Raw genomic sequence first — 15,051 nt, 5'->3', positions numbered from 1 at the left:
TGCGGACGTACCTGTTCACTCACGTGGTGGAAACAGGCTCTCCTTCCCCCGGACCGTCCTCGTGACCGTGGTAGCGCAGCAGGAGCATCGCGGCGTCGTCGTGGCGCGGTCCGACGGAGTGCTGGGTGAGGTCCGCCCGCAGGGTCTCCAGGGCCCGGTGTGCGTCCAGGTCCTTCAGCAGGTGCGCCCGCTCGCCGAGGGGATAGAAGCGGCCGTCCTCGTCGCGTGCCTCGGTGACGCCGTCGGTGTACAGCAGAAGCTGCTCACCCGGAGCGAAACCCACCCGGTAGGGTTTCGGGCCCTCGCTGCCGTGCGCCCCGAGGCCCAACGGCAGTGCGAAGGAGTGCGGTTGCGGGAAGTCGACCGTGCCGTCCTCGCGCACGATCATGGGGGCCGGATGCCCGTAGTTGAGGAAGACCGCCTCGTGGGCCGTGCCGATCTCGGCGAGGATCGCGGTGACGAACTTCTCCCCCTCCAGCTCCCGGGCGACGCTGCGCTCCAGGCGCTCGCCCAACCCGGACAGGTCGGTCTCGTCGTACGCCGCCTCCCGGAAGGCGCCAAGCACCACCGCCGCGGTCTCCACCGCGGCCAGCCCCTTGCCCTGGACGTCTCCGACGATGACCCGCACACCGTGCGGGGAGGACACCACCTCGTACAGGTCCCCGCCGATCCGGGCCTCGGCGACCGCCGATGTGTACGACACCGCCGCCTGCAGCGGGCCCGCCGTCAACGGCACTGGCCGCAGCAGTACCCGCTGGGCGACCTCCGCGATCGACCGAACGCTGGCCAGCTCCGCCTCCCGGCGCGAGCGCATCACCGCGGCCGCGACTCCCGCACCGGTCACACCGGCCACCGAGGCCAGCGCGGTATAGCCACGGCGCCCGTCGAACAGCCCGTCGTACAGCCCGAGCGCGACGCACAGCACGAGGGCCGCGAGCCCGAACCAGGCCGTACGGCGCCATCCGCCGACCAACCCGGCGAAGGCGGGGCCCAGTGAGACCAGGGGCAAGAACCCGACACCCGGCCCGGCCACGATGTCCGTCACCGCGACCAGCGCCATCACCAGCACGGGCATACAGGACAGCAGCGTCCAGCTGGACGGCGGCTTCCGGTCGGTCATGCGGCACTCCTGCGATGTCCCGGCTGTCGAGAGCCGCCGGTCCACGCAGGCGCCCCTCCCCCACCTTTAGACTATGCAAAGGTGGTCTCCACGACACGACTCCGGCTCCATGCCCTTTACCGGATCGAGTCCGGGAGTCGACATTCCCGACATGTGGAGGGCCCGATCATGACCGACGGAGACACCCCGCCCCGCCGCCCCCACCTCCCCAGCGGCTGGCGGCGCCTGGCCCTGCGCCTGCCGATCCTGCTCTACCGCGCGGGGCTCGGTCCCCTGTTCGGGAAGCGGCTGCTTCTGTTGCACCACACCGGCCGGGTCTCCGGCCTCGACCGCATGACCGTCCTCGAGGTCGTGTCCTTCGACCCGGCGAAGCCGAGTTGGACGGTCGCCTCCGGCTTCGGTCCACGGGCCGACTGGTACCGGAATCTGTGCGCTCAGCCCAAGACCCTGATCCGGTTCGGCAACCGCCCGCACGCGGTCACCGCACACTTCCTGCCCTCCGAAGCCGGCGCCGAAATCATGATCGGTTACGCGCGCCGACACCCGCGCACCGCCCGGCGGCTGTGCGCGTTCATGGGTTTTCCCGTGGACGGTGGCGCGACGGCGTTCCGCGAGGCGGGGCAGGCCATTCCCTTCGTGCGACTCGACGTCGCCGACGGGTACGGCCGTGATGCGCGCGGGCACTCGTGATGCCCGAACGTCACCCATGAGCACGGGCGACCATGTCTTGCACCGTGCAAGCAAGCTGACCGCGTACCCGTGGTGGCGCCGGTCGGGCAGACCAACCGCAGTGCATGGGCGGCTCCTACCAACCGGGTCGGTGGCTCCTCCTCAAGTACCACTCGGTCCGGCCGTTTTCACTTCTCAGGTGCCGTGTCCGCCTCGTACGGACTCACTAGCCTGGTCACCCGCCACAGGGGGCACCGCGGGCGGCGTACCACCCCACCGAACGGAGCTGTCATGTCCCTTTTGGCCCGGCCGTCGCTGGCCTCCCCCGCCGCCAAGGTGATGCAGCGGCTGAACGCCCTGCTGTCGGACCGGCACGTCGCGTCCTCCCTGCACAAGCGGTATCCGGAGTACCCGCGCACCACCCACGAGTTGACCATCCCCACCTCCGTCGCCCCGGCCCGCGCCGTGGTGTATGTGCCCGACCGTCCCGACGACGCGCCGCTGCCCCCGGTGCACGTGAACTTCCACGGTGGGGGTTTCGTGCTGCCGCCCGTCGAGCTGGACGACCCGCTGTGCCGTTTCCTCGCGGCCGAGACGGGCGCGGTGGTGGTGAACGTGGACTACGTCGTCGCGCCGCAGCACCCGTTTCCCGCGCCGCCCCGCCAGGCCTACGAGATCGTCCGCTGGGTGGCCGAACACAGCGCGGAGCACGGCTGGGACGGCGGTCTGCTCACGGTCGGCGGGCAGAGTGCTGGTGGGGCCCTCGCGGCGGCGGTGGCCCGTCAGGCCCTGGAAAAGGGAGGTCCCGCCATCGCCCTGCAGATCCTGCACTATCCCCCGCTGGACCTCGTCACCGATGCCAGGGACAAGCGCTCGGTCATCGCCAAGCCGTTGCTGCGCCCGTGGATGGCGGACATCTTCGACACCTGCTACGTGCCCGACCGGGCGATGCGCGGCGATCCTCTGGCCTCCCCCGGCCACCCGGGCGACACAGCCGATCTGACCGGCATCGCCCCCGCCCTCGTCATCACACCGGAGCACGACCTCCTGCGTGCCGAGGGCACTCGCTACGCCGAACGCCTGCGCGGCGTCGGAGCGCTCCGCGAGCAGGTCGACGTGCCGGGTGCCGACCACGGCTACGACCAGAAGGACGCGGACACGGCCAGGGAAATCTACGGGCTGATGGCCCGGCACATGCGTCAGGCCGTGACCCCGGACCGATGACCTGTCGCCCGGCCGCCGCCGACGAGTGAGGTACCGGTGGCGGCCGGTGTCCGTTCGTACCGGCCGCGCAGCTCCGACAGCACGCCGAACGCCGCCGCGGTCATGGGCACGGACAGGAGCATGCCGAGGACCCCGGCCGCCGAGGCGCCGGCGGTGAGCGCCACCAGGATCACGGCGGGGTGCATCTGCAGGGTGCGGCTCTGGATCATCGGCTGCAGCACGTTGCCTTCGAGGAGCTGCACGACGAAGACGACGCCCAGGACCCACAGCGCGATGCCCAGGCCGCCGTCGGCGAAGGCGACCAGGACGGCGACCGCGCCGGACAGCAGCGCGCCGAGGTAGGGGATGTACGCGCCGATGAAGACCAGCGCCCCGAGCCCGACCGCCCCGGGCACGTCCAGGACGAGCAGGGGGACGGTGATGCAGACGGCGTCGATGAAGGCGACGATCGTGGTGCCGCGCATGAAGCCCTCGATGGCCTGGAAGGCGCGCCGGGCCATCACTTCGAGGGTCTCACCGGAGTCCCGGGGCGCGAGCGAGTGCAGGGCGGCGACCGCCCGGTCGGAGTCGCGCAGGAAGAAGAACATGAGCAGGATCGCGAGGGTGCCCGTCGCGGCCATCTCGACGACCACGCTCACGCCGTTCATGAGGCCGTTGACCGCGGTGCCGCCGAACTGCGACACCAGTCCCTTCGCGTTCGCGGCGAGGTCGTCCAGGGAGGTCCCCGCCAGGCCGAACCGTTCCTCGATCGAGTCCGCGGCGTCGCGCAGCGAGGAGATGATCTGATCACCGGTGTCGATGAGGGCGGTCATCACGATGTAGGCGGCCCCGCCCATGACCACGACGACGGCGGCGCAGGTCAGCCCGGCGGCGAGCGAGGTGTTGAGCCGCATCGCGATCAGCCTGCGGTAGAGCGGGCCGAGCAGGGCCGTGCCGAGCAGCGCGAGCAGCACCGGTGTCACGACGGTCTGGAAGGCGACGCAGAACCACACTGTCACGGAGATGACGCCGCTGACGAGGAGGATCAGCGCGCTGCCCACGGCGACCCGGCGGGCGATGCCGTGGAGCGGGTCGCGCCGGTCACGCGTCCTGCGCGGGCCGGGCCACGCCGCTGCGTTCACGGGCCCGCCCGTGCTCCTGATCACCGGACGGGCCCGGTGCACCGGGCGGCGGCGCCGGGTCCGCGCCGCCGCGGGAGAGAGTCTTCGGGGCTCACCTATGTGCGTACTCACTGTGTTCTTCTCCGCTCGTGCGGGGCCGGGTCGGGTGACCGCGGCCCCTTTCTGGCTTCGTGAACGACAAGGAGCCGGTTGCTCAGGCCGGCCGTACGAGCCCCACGTCGTAGGCGAAGATGACCGCCTGGACCCGGTCGCGGGCGCCGATCTTGGCGAGGATGCGGCTGACGTGGGACTTGACGGTGGTCTCGGCCAGGTGCAGGTGTTCGGCGACCTCGGCGTTGCTGCAGCCGGTGGCTACGGCGGTGAGGACCTCGATCTCGCGTTCGGTGAGGGCTTCCAGCTGCCGCTTCTGCTCGGGGGTGTGGCCGGGCAGGCGGGTGGTGAAGGCGTCGATGAGCTTGCGGGTCAGCCCGGGTGAGATGACGGCGTCCCCGGCGGCGACCGCGCGGACACCGGCGAGCAGTTCCTCGGGCAGGGCGTCCTTGAGGAGGAAGCCGCTGGCTCCGGCGCGAAGCGCGTCGTAGGCGTACTCGTCGAGGTCGAAGGTGGTCATGACGAGCACGCGGGAGCGACCGCCGGAGGAGACGATGCGCCGGGTCGCCTCGATGCCGTCCATGCCGGGCATGCGTACGTCCATCAGGACGACGTCGGGATGGAGTTCGGCGGTCATGCGCACCGCTTCGGCGCCGTGTGTGGCCTCGCCGACGACGGTCAGGTCGGGGTGCTGTTCCATGAGCATGCTGAAGCCGAGGCGTTGCAGGGCCTGGTCGTCGACGATGAGGACGGTGGTCATTCCGGGTGCTTCTCCGTTGGCGTGGGCGGGTCGGTGGGTGGGAGGAGGTGCAGTTCCGCTCGGACACTCCAGCCGCCCCGGGAGTTCGGGCCGGCGGTCACGGTCCCCTGGTAGAGCAGGGCGCGCTCGCGCATGCCCAGGAGCCCCTGCCCCCGGTCGCCGCGCGGGCCTTCCCTCGGAGCGCGCCGGGGGCCGCTGTCCTCGACGGCGACGCGTACCGTGCGGGAGGTCGCCTCGACGCTCACGTCGATCGCCGTGGCGAGGGCCGCGTGTTTGAGGGTGTTGGTCAGGGCCTCTTGGACGATGCGGTAGACGGTGAGCTGGAGGCCTGCGGGCAGACCGGCGAGTTCGCCCTCGGTGTGCAGGGTCACGGTGGGGCCCGCGGCCCGGACCCTGTCCAGGAGGGCGTCGAGGTCGGTCAGACCGGGCTGGGGTGCCAGCGGGGAGTCACCGGTGGCGGTGTCGTTGTCGCGGAGGGTGCCGAGGAGCCGGCGCAGGTCGGCCAGGGCGCCGCGACCGCTGTCGGCGATGATCTGCAGGGTCTCCGCGCCCCGCTTGGGTTTGGCCTCGGCCAGTCCGGCCGCGCCGTCGGCGAGACCGACCATGACGGCGAGGGTGTGGCCGAGGATGTCGTGCATCTCGCGGGAGATGCGGGCCCGTTCCGCCGCCTCCGCGAGCCGGGCCCGCTGGTCCCGCTCCACCTCCAGCCGTACCGCCCGGTCCTGGAGGGCGGTGATGTACAGGCGTGCCACCCGGCCGCCCAGCCCCAGCCCCGCCACCGCGAGCATGCACAGCGTCAGCATGACGGCGAGGGACAGGGCGCTGGTGATGCGCGTGAGCTGTACGTCGGAGGAGAAGGCGAGGACCGTGCCCAGCGTCTGGGGCACGACGACCGCCACGGCCCCGCCGAGAGCGAGGGGGGTGGCGAAGCGGGCCAGGTTGTACAGCATGATCAGCTGGGCGAGGAAGTGCGCGTTGGTCAGCACACCGCAGGCGGCCTCCACCACGGAGAAGCCGGTGACGACCGTGAACACCAGGACCGGACGGCTCTGGCGCCACAGCAGTGGCACGGTGATGCCGGCCAGCAGGCCCAGTGAGACCGGGAGTGCGGGTCCCGGGCCGGAGTACTCCATCAGAGGCTGGAGCCCGAGCGCCGCGCACAGCATCGGCATCCCCCACCTCCTGACGTGGGGGTGGGCCTGGTCCGCCCGGCCCAGGCAGGCCAGCAGCGTCAGGACCCGGACCACTGTGCGGTCCTCGGTGGTGCCCAGCAGGGTGCCGGGTCCGGCCGGGGAGGTGTTCGATGTAGAGGTCACGGCGTGTGTCTCCGAGGTACCTGCGGACCGTCCGCCGGCCCTTGGGGGTGTGAACCGGCGGACGGCGACTGAAGGGGCTCCCACTGCCGTGGGCTCGCATGCGCGCCACTGTAAGCGGCGCGGTGGTCAGTCCCGGGCCCCGTGGGCGGGCGTGAGGTGCCTGTCGTGCGTGGTTCCGGGGCCGGTTTCGGTGTGCGGCCCGGTCGTGTCGGCCGGCCCGTCCAGCAGGTGCCGCAGTTTCTCGCCCTCGACGTCGACGTTGGGCAGGACGCGGTCCAGCCGCTCCGGCAGTGCCCAGGCGCGGCGGCCCAGCAGGGCCATCACCGCGGGCACGATGGTCATCCGGACCACGAAGGCGTCGAAGAGGACGGCCGAGGCGAGCCCCAGACCGATCGACTTGATCAGCGCGGCGTCGGCGAGCAGGAATCCGGCGAAGACGGAGATCATGATGATCGCCGCGGCCGTCACCACCCGGGCGCCGTGCCGGAAGCCCGCGACCACCGCCTCGGTGGGCTCGGCGCCGTGGACGTACTCCTCCCGCATCCGGGTGACCAGGAAGACCTGGTAGTCCATGGCGAGTCCGAAGACCACGCCGATCATGAAGATCGGCATCACGCTCACGATGGGCGCGGTGGTGTCGACGCCGAAGACGTCCTTGAGCCAGCCCCACTGGAAGACCGCGACCAGGACGCCCAGGGTCGCCACCACACTGAGCAGGAAGCCCAGCGTCGCCTTGACGGGCACCAGGATCGAGCGGAACACGAGCAGCAGCAGGATCAGCGCCAGGCCGACGACCACCAGGAGGTAGGGCACGAGGGCGTCGCCGAGCTTGTCGGAGACGTCGATGTTCAGGGCCGTCGTGCCGGTGATCACGACCTCGGCGTCGGTCGCCCGCTGCACGGACGGGGCGGTGGTGTCACGGATCTCCCCGACCAGGTCGACCGTGTCCTGGCTGCTCGGGGAGTCCTTGGGGACGGCCCGGATCAGGGCCACGTCACCGGAGGTGTTGAACACGGCCGGGCTCACGGAAGCCACGTCGGGGAGCTTGCCCAGCGCGGTGGCCGTCTGCTCGGCGGCGGCCTTCGGCTCCTTGCTGTCCCGGGCGTCGACGACGACCGTGAGCGGGCCGTTGTAGCCGGGTCCGAAGCCCTTGCTGAGGGTGTCGTAGGCGATCCGCTGGGTGCTGCCGGCGGGGGCCGTGCTGTCGTCGGGCATGCCCAGGCGCATCGACAGGGCGGGGATGGCCAGCACGCCGAGGACGGCGACCGAGACCAGCAGCGCCCGCCACGGGTGGCGGATGACGTGCTGCACCCAGCGCACGCCCATCGGCTCGCCCTCGCCGCGCTCCAGCGCCCGCATGCGCTTGGTCCGGAGGTTGCCGTTCATGATGCGCGTCCCGGCGAAGCCCAGCACCGCGGGCAGCAGGGTCAGGGCGACGGCCACGGCCACGACGACCGCGAACGACGCCGCCAGGCCCAGGTCCGTCAGCAGCCGGATGCCGACGACGCTGAGACCGGCCAGCGCGATGACCACGGTCAGGCCGGCGAACACGACCGCCGATCCGGCGGTCCCCAGGGCCCGCCCGCAGGCGTCCTCGGGTTCATGGCCCGCCCTGATCTCGCTGCGGTAGCGGGAGACGATGAACAGCGCGTAGTCGATGGCGACCGCAAGGCCCAGCATCAGCGCGAGTGTCGACGCCGAGCCGCTCATGTCCCAGATCGCGGTCGCGATGGTGATCGACAGGATCGCGATGACGACGCCCAGGAGCGCGGTCAGCAGTGGCAGGCCGGCGGCGAGCAGAGAACCGAAGGTGATGACCAATGCCACGGCGGCCACCGCGAGACCGATCAGTTCGGCGGCGTTCGCGCCTTCCCTCTCGTTGACGGCGTTGCCGCCCAGGCTGACCGCCAGGCCCGCCTTCTCGCCCCGGTCGGCCACGGCGTGCAGGGCGTCCCGGGCCTCGGCGGTGACGTCGGCCTGGGCCACCCGGTACGTCACCTGGGCGTAGGTGATGGTGCCGTCCCGGCTGAACAGACGGCTGGTGTAGGGGTCACTGACGCTCGCCACCTGAGGGGCCTTCTTGAGGTCGGCGATCAGTGACTGGATCTCGGTCCTGTTGGCCCCGGACGTCAGCTTCTGCCCGTCGGGGGCCTCGAAGACGACGCGGGCGGTGGCGCCCGAGGCGGAGGCCTGCGGGAACTCCTTGTCGAGCAGGTCCAGAGCCTTCTGGGACTCGGTGCCGGGGATGCTGAACTGGTCCGACGGTGTGCCCGACACGCTCGCCGAGCCGATGCCGACGACGGCCAGGGCGGCGAGCCACAGCATCACGACGAGGCGGCGCCGTCTGAAGGCGAGCTTGCCGAGTCTGTAGAGGAAGGTGGCCACAAGAGTACTCCCACCTGGGAAAACAACGGGACGGATGACATGGACGGGGTGGGCCTGCGTGACCCGTTCCTCAAGCTAGGCGGGCAGATCCGGCCACCCACGGCACCGGGGAAGCGAATACGCGGCTGCCGCCTCCTCCTCCGGTAGGGGGTGTCCTCCTCCTGAAGCAGGCGGAACGGAAACGACTGGGAACTCCTTGTGACGCCGGCGTCCGGGCTGCCGCATCTTCCGGACGAGGACGGGTGGTACTCCGGTAGCGATCGCCCGCTTCCCCTTCACTTCCGGGGTACCGGGGGACGCCGGGAAATCGCTCCTAGTCTGGGACGCAATCCGAAAGAGTCTCACTCTTTCTCGCCGGAATGAATTTCAGCGCTTTCTGATCGGCGAATTCAGTCCCGTGCATTCAGTCCCGTGCAATCAGTCCCGTGCAATCAGTCCCGTGCAATCAGACGCGTGTCAGACCCGTGAACACAGGAGTACGTATGCGTATGACCAACGGCCAGGTCGCCGTCATCACCGGAGGCGCCAGCGGCATAGGCTACGGCCTCGCCGAAACCCTCGCCGATCGCGGAGTGCGGCTTGTTCTCTCCGACATCCGCGAGGAGGGCCTCGACAAGGCGACGGCGTCGCTGGCGGCAGCCGGGGCCGAGGTCACCGCCGTGGTGGCGGACGTCAGCGACGAGGCCTCCGTGCGCGCGCTCGCAGACCGGACCATCGCCGCCTACGGGCGAGTGGACCTGGTCTGCAACAACGCCGGGGTCGTCTCCCCGCCCGCTCCTCTCTGGGAACAGCGGGCGCGCATCTGGGAGTTGATGATCGGCGTCAAGGTGCTCGGAGTCGTCCACGGCGTCAAGGCCTTCGCTCCCCTGCTCATCGAGCAGGGCACGGGCCACTTCCTCAACACCGCCTCCTCCGGCGGCCTCGCCCCGCTGCCGGACCTCACGCCGTACACCACCACCATGCACGCGGTCGTGGGGCTGACCGAGACGCTCGATCAGGAGTTGAAGCGCGTGGCGCCCGGGCTGGGCGCGACCGTCCTGTGCCCCGGGCTCGTCGACACCCCCCTCGGGCAGAACTCCGTGGCGCTCGGCGCCATGGACCTCCAGGCCGGTGCGCCGGCCGCGCTGCGGAACGCCGCGATGCGGGACGCCGCCGCGCACTTCGGCGCGAAGCTCACCCCGCGTGCGGTCGCGGAGTCGGCGATCGCGGCTGTCGAGGCAGGCCGGGTCCATGTCGCTCCCGGGAGTGACGTCGCCGAGCGAGCGCGGGCGCGCGTCACGTCGCTGCTGGCCGACATCGCCGCGGGCTGACGCCGGGAGCGCTGCGGGTGGCCTGCTCGCTGTGGAGCGGGCAGCCGGATCACTGCGGTGTCACGGCCGGTGCGGAACCAGGGTCGACCGTGCGCTCGACCAGGCCGTTCTTGAGGAGGGCGGTCGTCTGTGTGCCTGCCGCGCGTCCACCGACACCTCCTCCTCCGCACACCGCGTCCGGACGGGCAACACCCTGCTCCTTCGGACGCGCCCGACCAAAGGCATCAGGAGCCCGTCATGGAGACAACGCCCCCCGTCGCCGAGGTGAGACCGCACGAGCCGGTCGCGCCCGAGGCGGACCGGAAGAGAGAGATCGTCAAGCGGGTCTTTCTCTTTCTCATCCCCTTCCTCATGATCACGATGATGTACGCGACCTACATGGGCACGATGCACTCACCGAGGACCCAGGACATGCCGGTCGCCGTGGTCGGTTCGGGGGCCGTGGCCGAGTCCGTCGTCGACGAGCTGAGGTCCGTACAGGACGGCGCCGCCGATCCCCGGCTGGTCACCGACCGCGGTGAGGCGCTCGACCTGCTCGAGGACCGTGACGTCGCCGGTGTCCTGCTGATCCCCGCGGCCGGCTCCACGGAGGCGACCGTCTACACGGCCCAGGCGGCGGGTGCCTCGCAGGCGGGCACGGTCAAGCAGATCCTCGCCCCGGTCGCGGCCGGCCACGACTGGACGACGAAGAACCAGGACGTCGCTCCGCTGCCCTCCGGCGACAGCGCGGGCATCGCCGTGCTGCTCGCCGCGATCGGCATGATCATGGTCGGGTACGTACCGCTGAGCGGGATGATGACGGCCGTGCCCCATCTGCTCGCCCTGCGCAGATTCCTGCCGCTGCTGGCCGGCTGGGCGGTAGGGACCAGCACCGTGACCTGGCTGATCCTGGGGCCGGTCGTGGGGGCGGTCGACGGCCACTACCCGGCGTTCGTCGGGATCGGCCTGCTGGCGACCGGAGCCGTGGCCGTCGGGCAGCTGCTGTTCGCCAGGTTCCTGGGCGGGCTGGCGCTGCTGCCCGGCATGCTGCTGTGGGTCGTCTTCGGCGTGCCGTCCTCCGACCTCGCCACGCCGATCCACTCGATGCCCGGCTTCTTCGGCTTCCTGCACGACGTGCTGCCGCTGCCGGCCGCGGGTGAGGCACTCCGGTCGGTCATGTACTTCGACGGCCGCGGACTGGGCGACCAGCTGCGGACACTCGCCATCTGGCTGGTCGCCGCCCTCGTCCTCGCCCTCGTCCTGGAGCGTCGCAAGGGGGCCGCGCTCGCGGACACCCCGGAGGCCGCCGACCCCGACGCCCCGCGGCCCGCGATGTCCGGTGGTCCGGTGCGCTCCAAGCGGCTGCGGTACTTCGCGGTGGCCGCCTTCCCGCTGGCCATCCTCACCGTCGTCGTCGGCATGATGAGCGCCTCCCTGCACCAGCCGCAGATCCGCGACATGCCCGTCGTGGTCGTCGGCGCCGCCCAGGAACAGACCGAGCAGGCGACCAGGGAGTTGCAGAAGGGCCTGGGCGACCTGGTCTCCCTGACCGCCGGCACCTCCGTCGACAAGGCGACCGACAAGATCCGCGATCGGGACGTCGTCGGCGCGTACGTTCTGCCCACCGCCGAGGGCGGCGCGGCGACCCTCTACACCTCCTCGGCGGCGGGGGCCGGTCAGCACAACGCGCTGCGGGGGATGTTCCAGCAGATCGCCGAGAGCCGGAAGATGCCGCTGGTAACGACCGACATCAAGCCGTTGAACGCCTCCGACTCCAACGGCAGCAACAGCATGTACGTGGCCATGTCGTGGATCATGTCCGGCTTCGTGCTGATGGCGGCGCTGCGCGGCGGCGCACCGGAGATCAGGCGGCTGCGCCGGCTCCTGCCGATGATGGCGGGCTGGGCGGTGGGCATGGCCGTATGGCTGTGGGTGCTGTTCGACAAGCTGATCGGCGCGATCAACGGCCATGGCTGGGCGATGGTCGGCTTCGGGGCACTGACGATCTTCAGCGTCTCGCTGTTCACCGCGGTGTTCACCCGCACCCTCGGCATCGCCGGTGTCGTACCCGTACTGATCATCGCGCTGATGATCGGGGTCCCGGCCTCCGGTGGAGCCATCTCGCTGTACATGGTTCCCGAGTTCTTCCGCGACCTGAACGACGTCCTGCCGCTGCCGGCCGCGGTCGACCTGGTCCGCGCCGCGGTCTACTTCGACGGGGCCGGCGCCGGCGGCCACCTGGCGACGATCGCCGGGTGGGGCGCCGTGTGCCTGCTGCTCAACGTGGTGATCGACCGGTGGCAGGCCCGCCGTGAACTCACGACCGCGCGCGCCCGTTCCTGACAGCACCCGCGTTCCACCGGAATGATCACGAAACCACGCCCGGCAGCAAGGATTCCCGTGACCCGCCCCAACCGCGTCCTCGCCATCGTCACCAGCACCGGAGCGGGACTCGGCGTCACGATCGGGACGACCGCCTCATCACCGGGCAGGACCCCGGCAGCGCCCGGGCCGTCGCCGAGGCGGTGATCCGGCGCCTCGCCTGAGCACACGCGCTCACTCGGCGCCTCACCGGAGCACGCGGGATCACTCGGCCAGCAACTGCCGCGGCCAGGTCAGGCCTCGCACCTCGTTGCGGAAGTCGATCGGGGCACGGCCCGTGCGTTGCGTGAAGTACTTGCTGAACTGGGAGGGCGTGGCGAAGCCGAGGCGGTCCGAGATCTGGGCGGCCGTCTCGTCGCCGTGCGCCAGCAGACGCTTGGCCTCCAGGACGACCCGGCGGTCGATGAACTCCTTCGCGCTGAGCCCGGCTCCCGCCAGGGTCGCCCGGGTGAGGGTGCGTCCCGAACAGCTGAGCAGCTGCGCGTAGTCCTCCACCCGCCGGGTGGTGGTGAAGTGCCGTTCGAGCGCGTCGCGGAAGCGCAGGTAGGTCTCGTCCGGCTCCGGAGCGGGGCCGCCGGCCGGGACGGTGAGATGGGCCAGGCGCAGCAGGAGGACGGCGAGGAGGTGGCGCAGAGCGGCCAGATGCACGTCGAGAGGCAGTTGTCCGAGCGACTGGAACTCACGGCTCAGATGCTCGGCGGCCATCGTCACCGCCTTGACGTCGGCGTCGGCCGGGGTGATGACGACCGGTGCGTGCGGATCGTCGACCCGGGCGGACGCCGCCGTGGCCGGGTCGAGCACGTCCTGCTGGAAGAGGATCAGCGTGCCTTCGGCCTCGTTCAGATCGCCCCACTGGTGCACCTGCCCCGGGCGCACCCACAGCCAGGAGCCGGGCCGCAGCGCGTAGCCGTTGAAGTCGACGACGTGCCGGAGGTCGCCCGCGGTGAGCGCGAGGAGGTGGTGGAAGTCGGGGCGCTGGGGCCGGTTGAGGGACTGCTCGCGGACGCGGCGCCGTAGCTCCGTCAGCGACATGACCTCCACACCCGCGGGAGTGCCCGCGGGCGCGGCGAACGCGACGGCGGGGATCTCACGCGCGGAGCAGTTCGAACGCATCCCCTCATTGGACCACTGGTCGGCGTCCGCGTGCGCGTCCGCGCAGGAACGCGAAGGCGCCGGCGCAGACGAGGCCGGAGCCCGCCGCAGACACACGACCACGTCAATTGAGGTTAGGTTAGGCTAAGTTAATACACTCCAGGCCGTCCGGACCGAAACGGAGTGACCGCGTGAGTGTGACAGCAGCCCGTGAAGGTGATCCGTCCACCTGGGCATTGCCCTGGCCCGAGGAGCTGCGGGGCAGGGCGGTCGTCGTCAAGTTCGGCGGCAACGCCATGGTGGACGCGAACCTCCAACGGACCTTCGCCCAGGACGTGGTGGAGCTGCGGCACGCGGGACTGCGCCCCGTGGTCGTGCACGGCGGCGGGCCCCAGATCAGCGCGATGCTCGACCGGCTCGGGATGCGGACCCGGTTCGAGGCGGGGCTGCGGGTGACGACGCCCGAGACCATGGACGTGGTGCGGATGGTGCTGACCGGTCGCGTGCAGCGGGAGCTGGTCGGGCACATCAACGCCCACGGGCCCTACGCGGTGGGCCTGACCGGCGAGGACGCGCACACGATGACGGCCGTGCGGCGGCCCGCCCGGGTGGACGGCAGGGCGGTGGACATCGGCCTCGTCGGTGACGTCGTGGACGTCAATCCGGCCATGGTGCGGGCCCTGTTGGACCAGGACCACATTCCCGTCGTCTCCCCTGTCGCACGCGGCGCGGACGGGCAGGTCTACAACGTGAACGCCGATCTCGCGGCGGCCGCCCTCGCCGTCGCACTCGACGCCGAGCGGCTGGTGATGCTCACCGACGTCGAGGGGCTGTACGCGGACTGGCCGCGCAGCACCGAGGTGATCGGGCATCTGACGGCCCGGGAGCTGGACGGGCTGCTGCCCGGGCTGGCGAGCGGCATGCTGCCGAAGATGGAGGGCTGTCTGCGTGCCGTCCGCGGCGGGGTGCGCAAGGCCCATGTGGTGGACGGACGGGTGCCGCACGCGGTGCTGCGCAGTGTGCTCGCCGGGACCAGCCCGGGCACCACCGTGGTGCCCGACACCGTCACACCGTCCTGACCAGGACGCGTGCCCCGCGCCGCGGGTCCAGGGACTGCGCCCAGGGCCGTGGCGCGCGGTGCGCGGTCGTGGGAGTGAAGCCGTGGCGGAGGAACAGTCCGGCGCCTCCGGTGGTCGCCGTGAACAGGGTGTCGAGCGACCGGGCGCGGGCGGCGGTGAGCACCGTCCGTAACAGCCCGGCGCCGGCGCCGCTCCCCTGCCGGTGCGCGGCCACGCAGAAGTTGTAGACGACGCCCGCGGCTCGGCGGCCCTCCCCCGGGTTCGCGGGGTACGCGCGCAGGGCCACGCAGCCGTCGAGCGTGCCGTCGGGAGCCTGGAGCACCAGGAAGTCGGCCGCGTGGGCGGCGTAGAGGGAGACGGGGCGGGCACGCAGGGCGCCCGAGCGTACGAAGGGCCGGGACAGGGCCGCGAGGGCGGCGGCCTCGTCGGGGCGGGCGGTACGCACGGTGGATGCCGGGGCGGCAAGGGCGTGCGGGAGCACGGCAGGGTGCGGCGTGGCCGTGGTCAAGGGGTTCCTTCCTCGG

12 protein-coding genes are annotated in these 15,051 nt (G+C 71.4%); 5 read left to right on the top strand and 7 right to left on the bottom strand.

What is annotated here, in order from left to right; translation table 11 throughout:
- Nucleotides 1–19: 19 nt before the first annotated feature.
- Nucleotides 20–1,120 carry a SpoIIE family protein phosphatase gene (locus ACFZDE_RS16500; protein ID WP_391200344.1) on the bottom strand — a complete coding sequence of 367 codons (1,101 nt, stop codon included), beginning with the start codon at nucleotides 1,118–1,120 and terminating at the stop codon, nucleotides 20–22.
- A gap of 168 nt (nucleotides 1,121–1,288) precedes the next feature.
- On the opposite strand from ACFZDE_RS16500, the gene ACFZDE_RS16495 reads away from it, so the two are divergent.
- Together ACFZDE_RS16495 and ACFZDE_RS16490 are read left to right on the top strand one after the other, a co-directional pair.
- Nucleotides 1,289–1,810 (top strand): nitroreductase family deazaflavin-dependent oxidoreductase, encoded by a 522-nt coding sequence (locus ACFZDE_RS16495; RefSeq protein ID WP_391200343.1) that lies wholly within the window; start codon nucleotides 1,289–1,291, stop codon nucleotides 1,808–1,810.
- 270 nt (nucleotides 1,811–2,080) lie between these two features.
- Nucleotides 2,081–3,013, top strand: a complete 933-nt coding sequence (locus ACFZDE_RS16490) for an alpha/beta hydrolase fold domain-containing protein (protein WP_391200342.1) — start codon at nucleotides 2,081–2,083, stop codon at nucleotides 3,011–3,013.
- Here the strand turns inward: ACFZDE_RS16490 and ACFZDE_RS16485 are convergent.
- From ACFZDE_RS16485 to ACFZDE_RS16470, 4 genes are all read right to left on the bottom strand, one after another.
- Nucleotides 2,989–4,071, bottom strand: coding sequence for an AI-2E family transporter (locus ACFZDE_RS16485; RefSeq protein ID WP_391200518.1), 1,083 nt, complete (start codon nucleotides 4,069–4,071; stop codon nucleotides 2,989–2,991). The two genes, ACFZDE_RS16490 and ACFZDE_RS16485, sit on opposite strands and share 25 nt — an antisense overlap.
- A 256-nt stretch (nucleotides 4,072–4,327) precedes the next feature.
- A complete protein-coding gene (locus ACFZDE_RS16480; protein ID WP_298553581.1) occupies nucleotides 4,328–4,984 on the bottom strand; it encodes a response regulator transcription factor in 657 nt (218 codons plus the stop codon).
- Complete coding sequence (locus tag ACFZDE_RS16475; protein WP_391200341.1) at nucleotides 4,981–6,300, bottom strand: histidine kinase; 1,320 nt, start codon at nucleotides 6,298–6,300, stop codon at nucleotides 4,981–4,983. Before ACFZDE_RS16475 ends, ACFZDE_RS16480 begins: the two co-directional genes overlap by 4 nt.
- 126 nt (nucleotides 6,301–6,426) lie before the next feature.
- On the bottom strand, nucleotides 6,427–8,685 hold the full coding sequence (locus tag ACFZDE_RS16470) for an MMPL family transporter (protein ID WP_391200340.1): 2,259 nt from the start codon (nucleotides 8,683–8,685) through the stop codon (nucleotides 6,427–6,429).
- Between the two features lie 482 nt (nucleotides 8,686–9,167).
- Between ACFZDE_RS16470 and ACFZDE_RS16465 the strand changes: the two genes are divergently transcribed.
- Both ACFZDE_RS16465 and ACFZDE_RS16460 read left to right on the top strand, forming a co-directional pair.
- A complete protein-coding gene (locus tag ACFZDE_RS16465) occupies nucleotides 9,168–9,995 on the top strand; it encodes an SDR family NAD(P)-dependent oxidoreductase (RefSeq protein WP_391200339.1) in 828 nt (275 codons plus the stop codon).
- A gap of 237 nt (nucleotides 9,996–10,232) precedes the next feature.
- Nucleotides 10,233–12,317: an ABC transporter permease gene (locus ACFZDE_RS16460; protein ID WP_391200338.1), complete on the top strand. Its 2,085-nt coding sequence runs from the start codon at nucleotides 10,233–10,235 to the stop codon at nucleotides 12,315–12,317.
- A 243-nt stretch (nucleotides 12,318–12,560) separates the two neighbouring features.
- On the opposite strand, the gene ACFZDE_RS16455 is transcribed toward ACFZDE_RS16460, so the two are convergent.
- On the bottom strand, nucleotides 12,561–13,469 hold the full coding sequence (locus tag ACFZDE_RS16455; protein ID WP_391200337.1) for a helix-turn-helix domain-containing protein: 909 nt from the start codon (nucleotides 13,467–13,469) through the stop codon (nucleotides 12,561–12,563).
- A 176-nt stretch (nucleotides 13,470–13,645) separates the two neighbouring features.
- On the opposite strand from ACFZDE_RS16455, the gene argB reads away from it, so the two are divergent.
- Entirely contained in the window at nucleotides 13,646–14,527 is an 882-nt protein-coding gene (gene argB, locus ACFZDE_RS16450; RefSeq protein ID WP_390996690.1) for an acetylglutamate kinase, read from the top strand.
- Here argB and ACFZDE_RS16445 read toward each other — a convergent pair.
- On the bottom strand, nucleotides 14,514–15,035 hold the full coding sequence (locus ACFZDE_RS16445) for a GNAT family N-acetyltransferase (RefSeq protein ID WP_391200336.1): 522 nt from the start codon (nucleotides 15,033–15,035) through the stop codon (nucleotides 14,514–14,516). The genes argB and ACFZDE_RS16445 overlap by 14 nt on opposite strands.
- Nucleotides 15,036–15,051 lie beyond the last annotated feature (16 nt).

The organism is Streptomyces sp. NPDC007929 (genome assembly GCF_042959065.1).
In the GTDB taxonomy this organism is placed as follows: Bacteria; Actinomycetota; Actinomycetes; order Streptomycetales; family Streptomycetaceae; genus Streptomyces.
This window is presented reverse-complemented; position numbering and strand designations above follow the sequence as displayed.

Excerpts from the sequence above, each read along its gene's own strand:
- ACFZDE_RS16500 (WP_391200344.1), bottom strand. The coding sequence starts at position 1,120 with ATGACCGACCGGAAGCCGCCGTCCAGCTGGACGCTGCTGTCCTGTATG.
- ACFZDE_RS16495 (WP_391200343.1), top strand. The coding sequence starts at position 1,289 with ATGACCGACGGAGACACCCCGCCCCGCCGCCCCCACCTCCCCAGCGGC.
- ACFZDE_RS16490 (WP_391200342.1), top strand. The coding sequence starts at position 2,081 with ATGTCCCTTTTGGCCCGGCCGTCGCTGGCCTCCCCCGCCGCCAAGGTG.
- ACFZDE_RS16480 (WP_298553581.1), bottom strand. The coding sequence starts at position 4,984 with ATGACCACCGTCCTCATCGTCGACGACCAGGCCCTGCAACGCCTCGGC.
- ACFZDE_RS16465 (WP_391200339.1), top strand. The coding sequence starts at position 9,168 with ATGCGTATGACCAACGGCCAGGTCGCCGTCATCACCGGAGGCGCCAGC.
- ACFZDE_RS16460 (WP_391200338.1), top strand. The coding sequence starts at position 10,233 with ATGGAGACAACGCCCCCCGTCGCCGAGGTGAGACCGCACGAGCCGGTC.
- ACFZDE_RS16455 (WP_391200337.1), bottom strand. The coding sequence starts at position 13,469 with ATGCGTTCGAACTGCTCCGCGCGTGAGATCCCCGCCGTCGCGTTCGCC.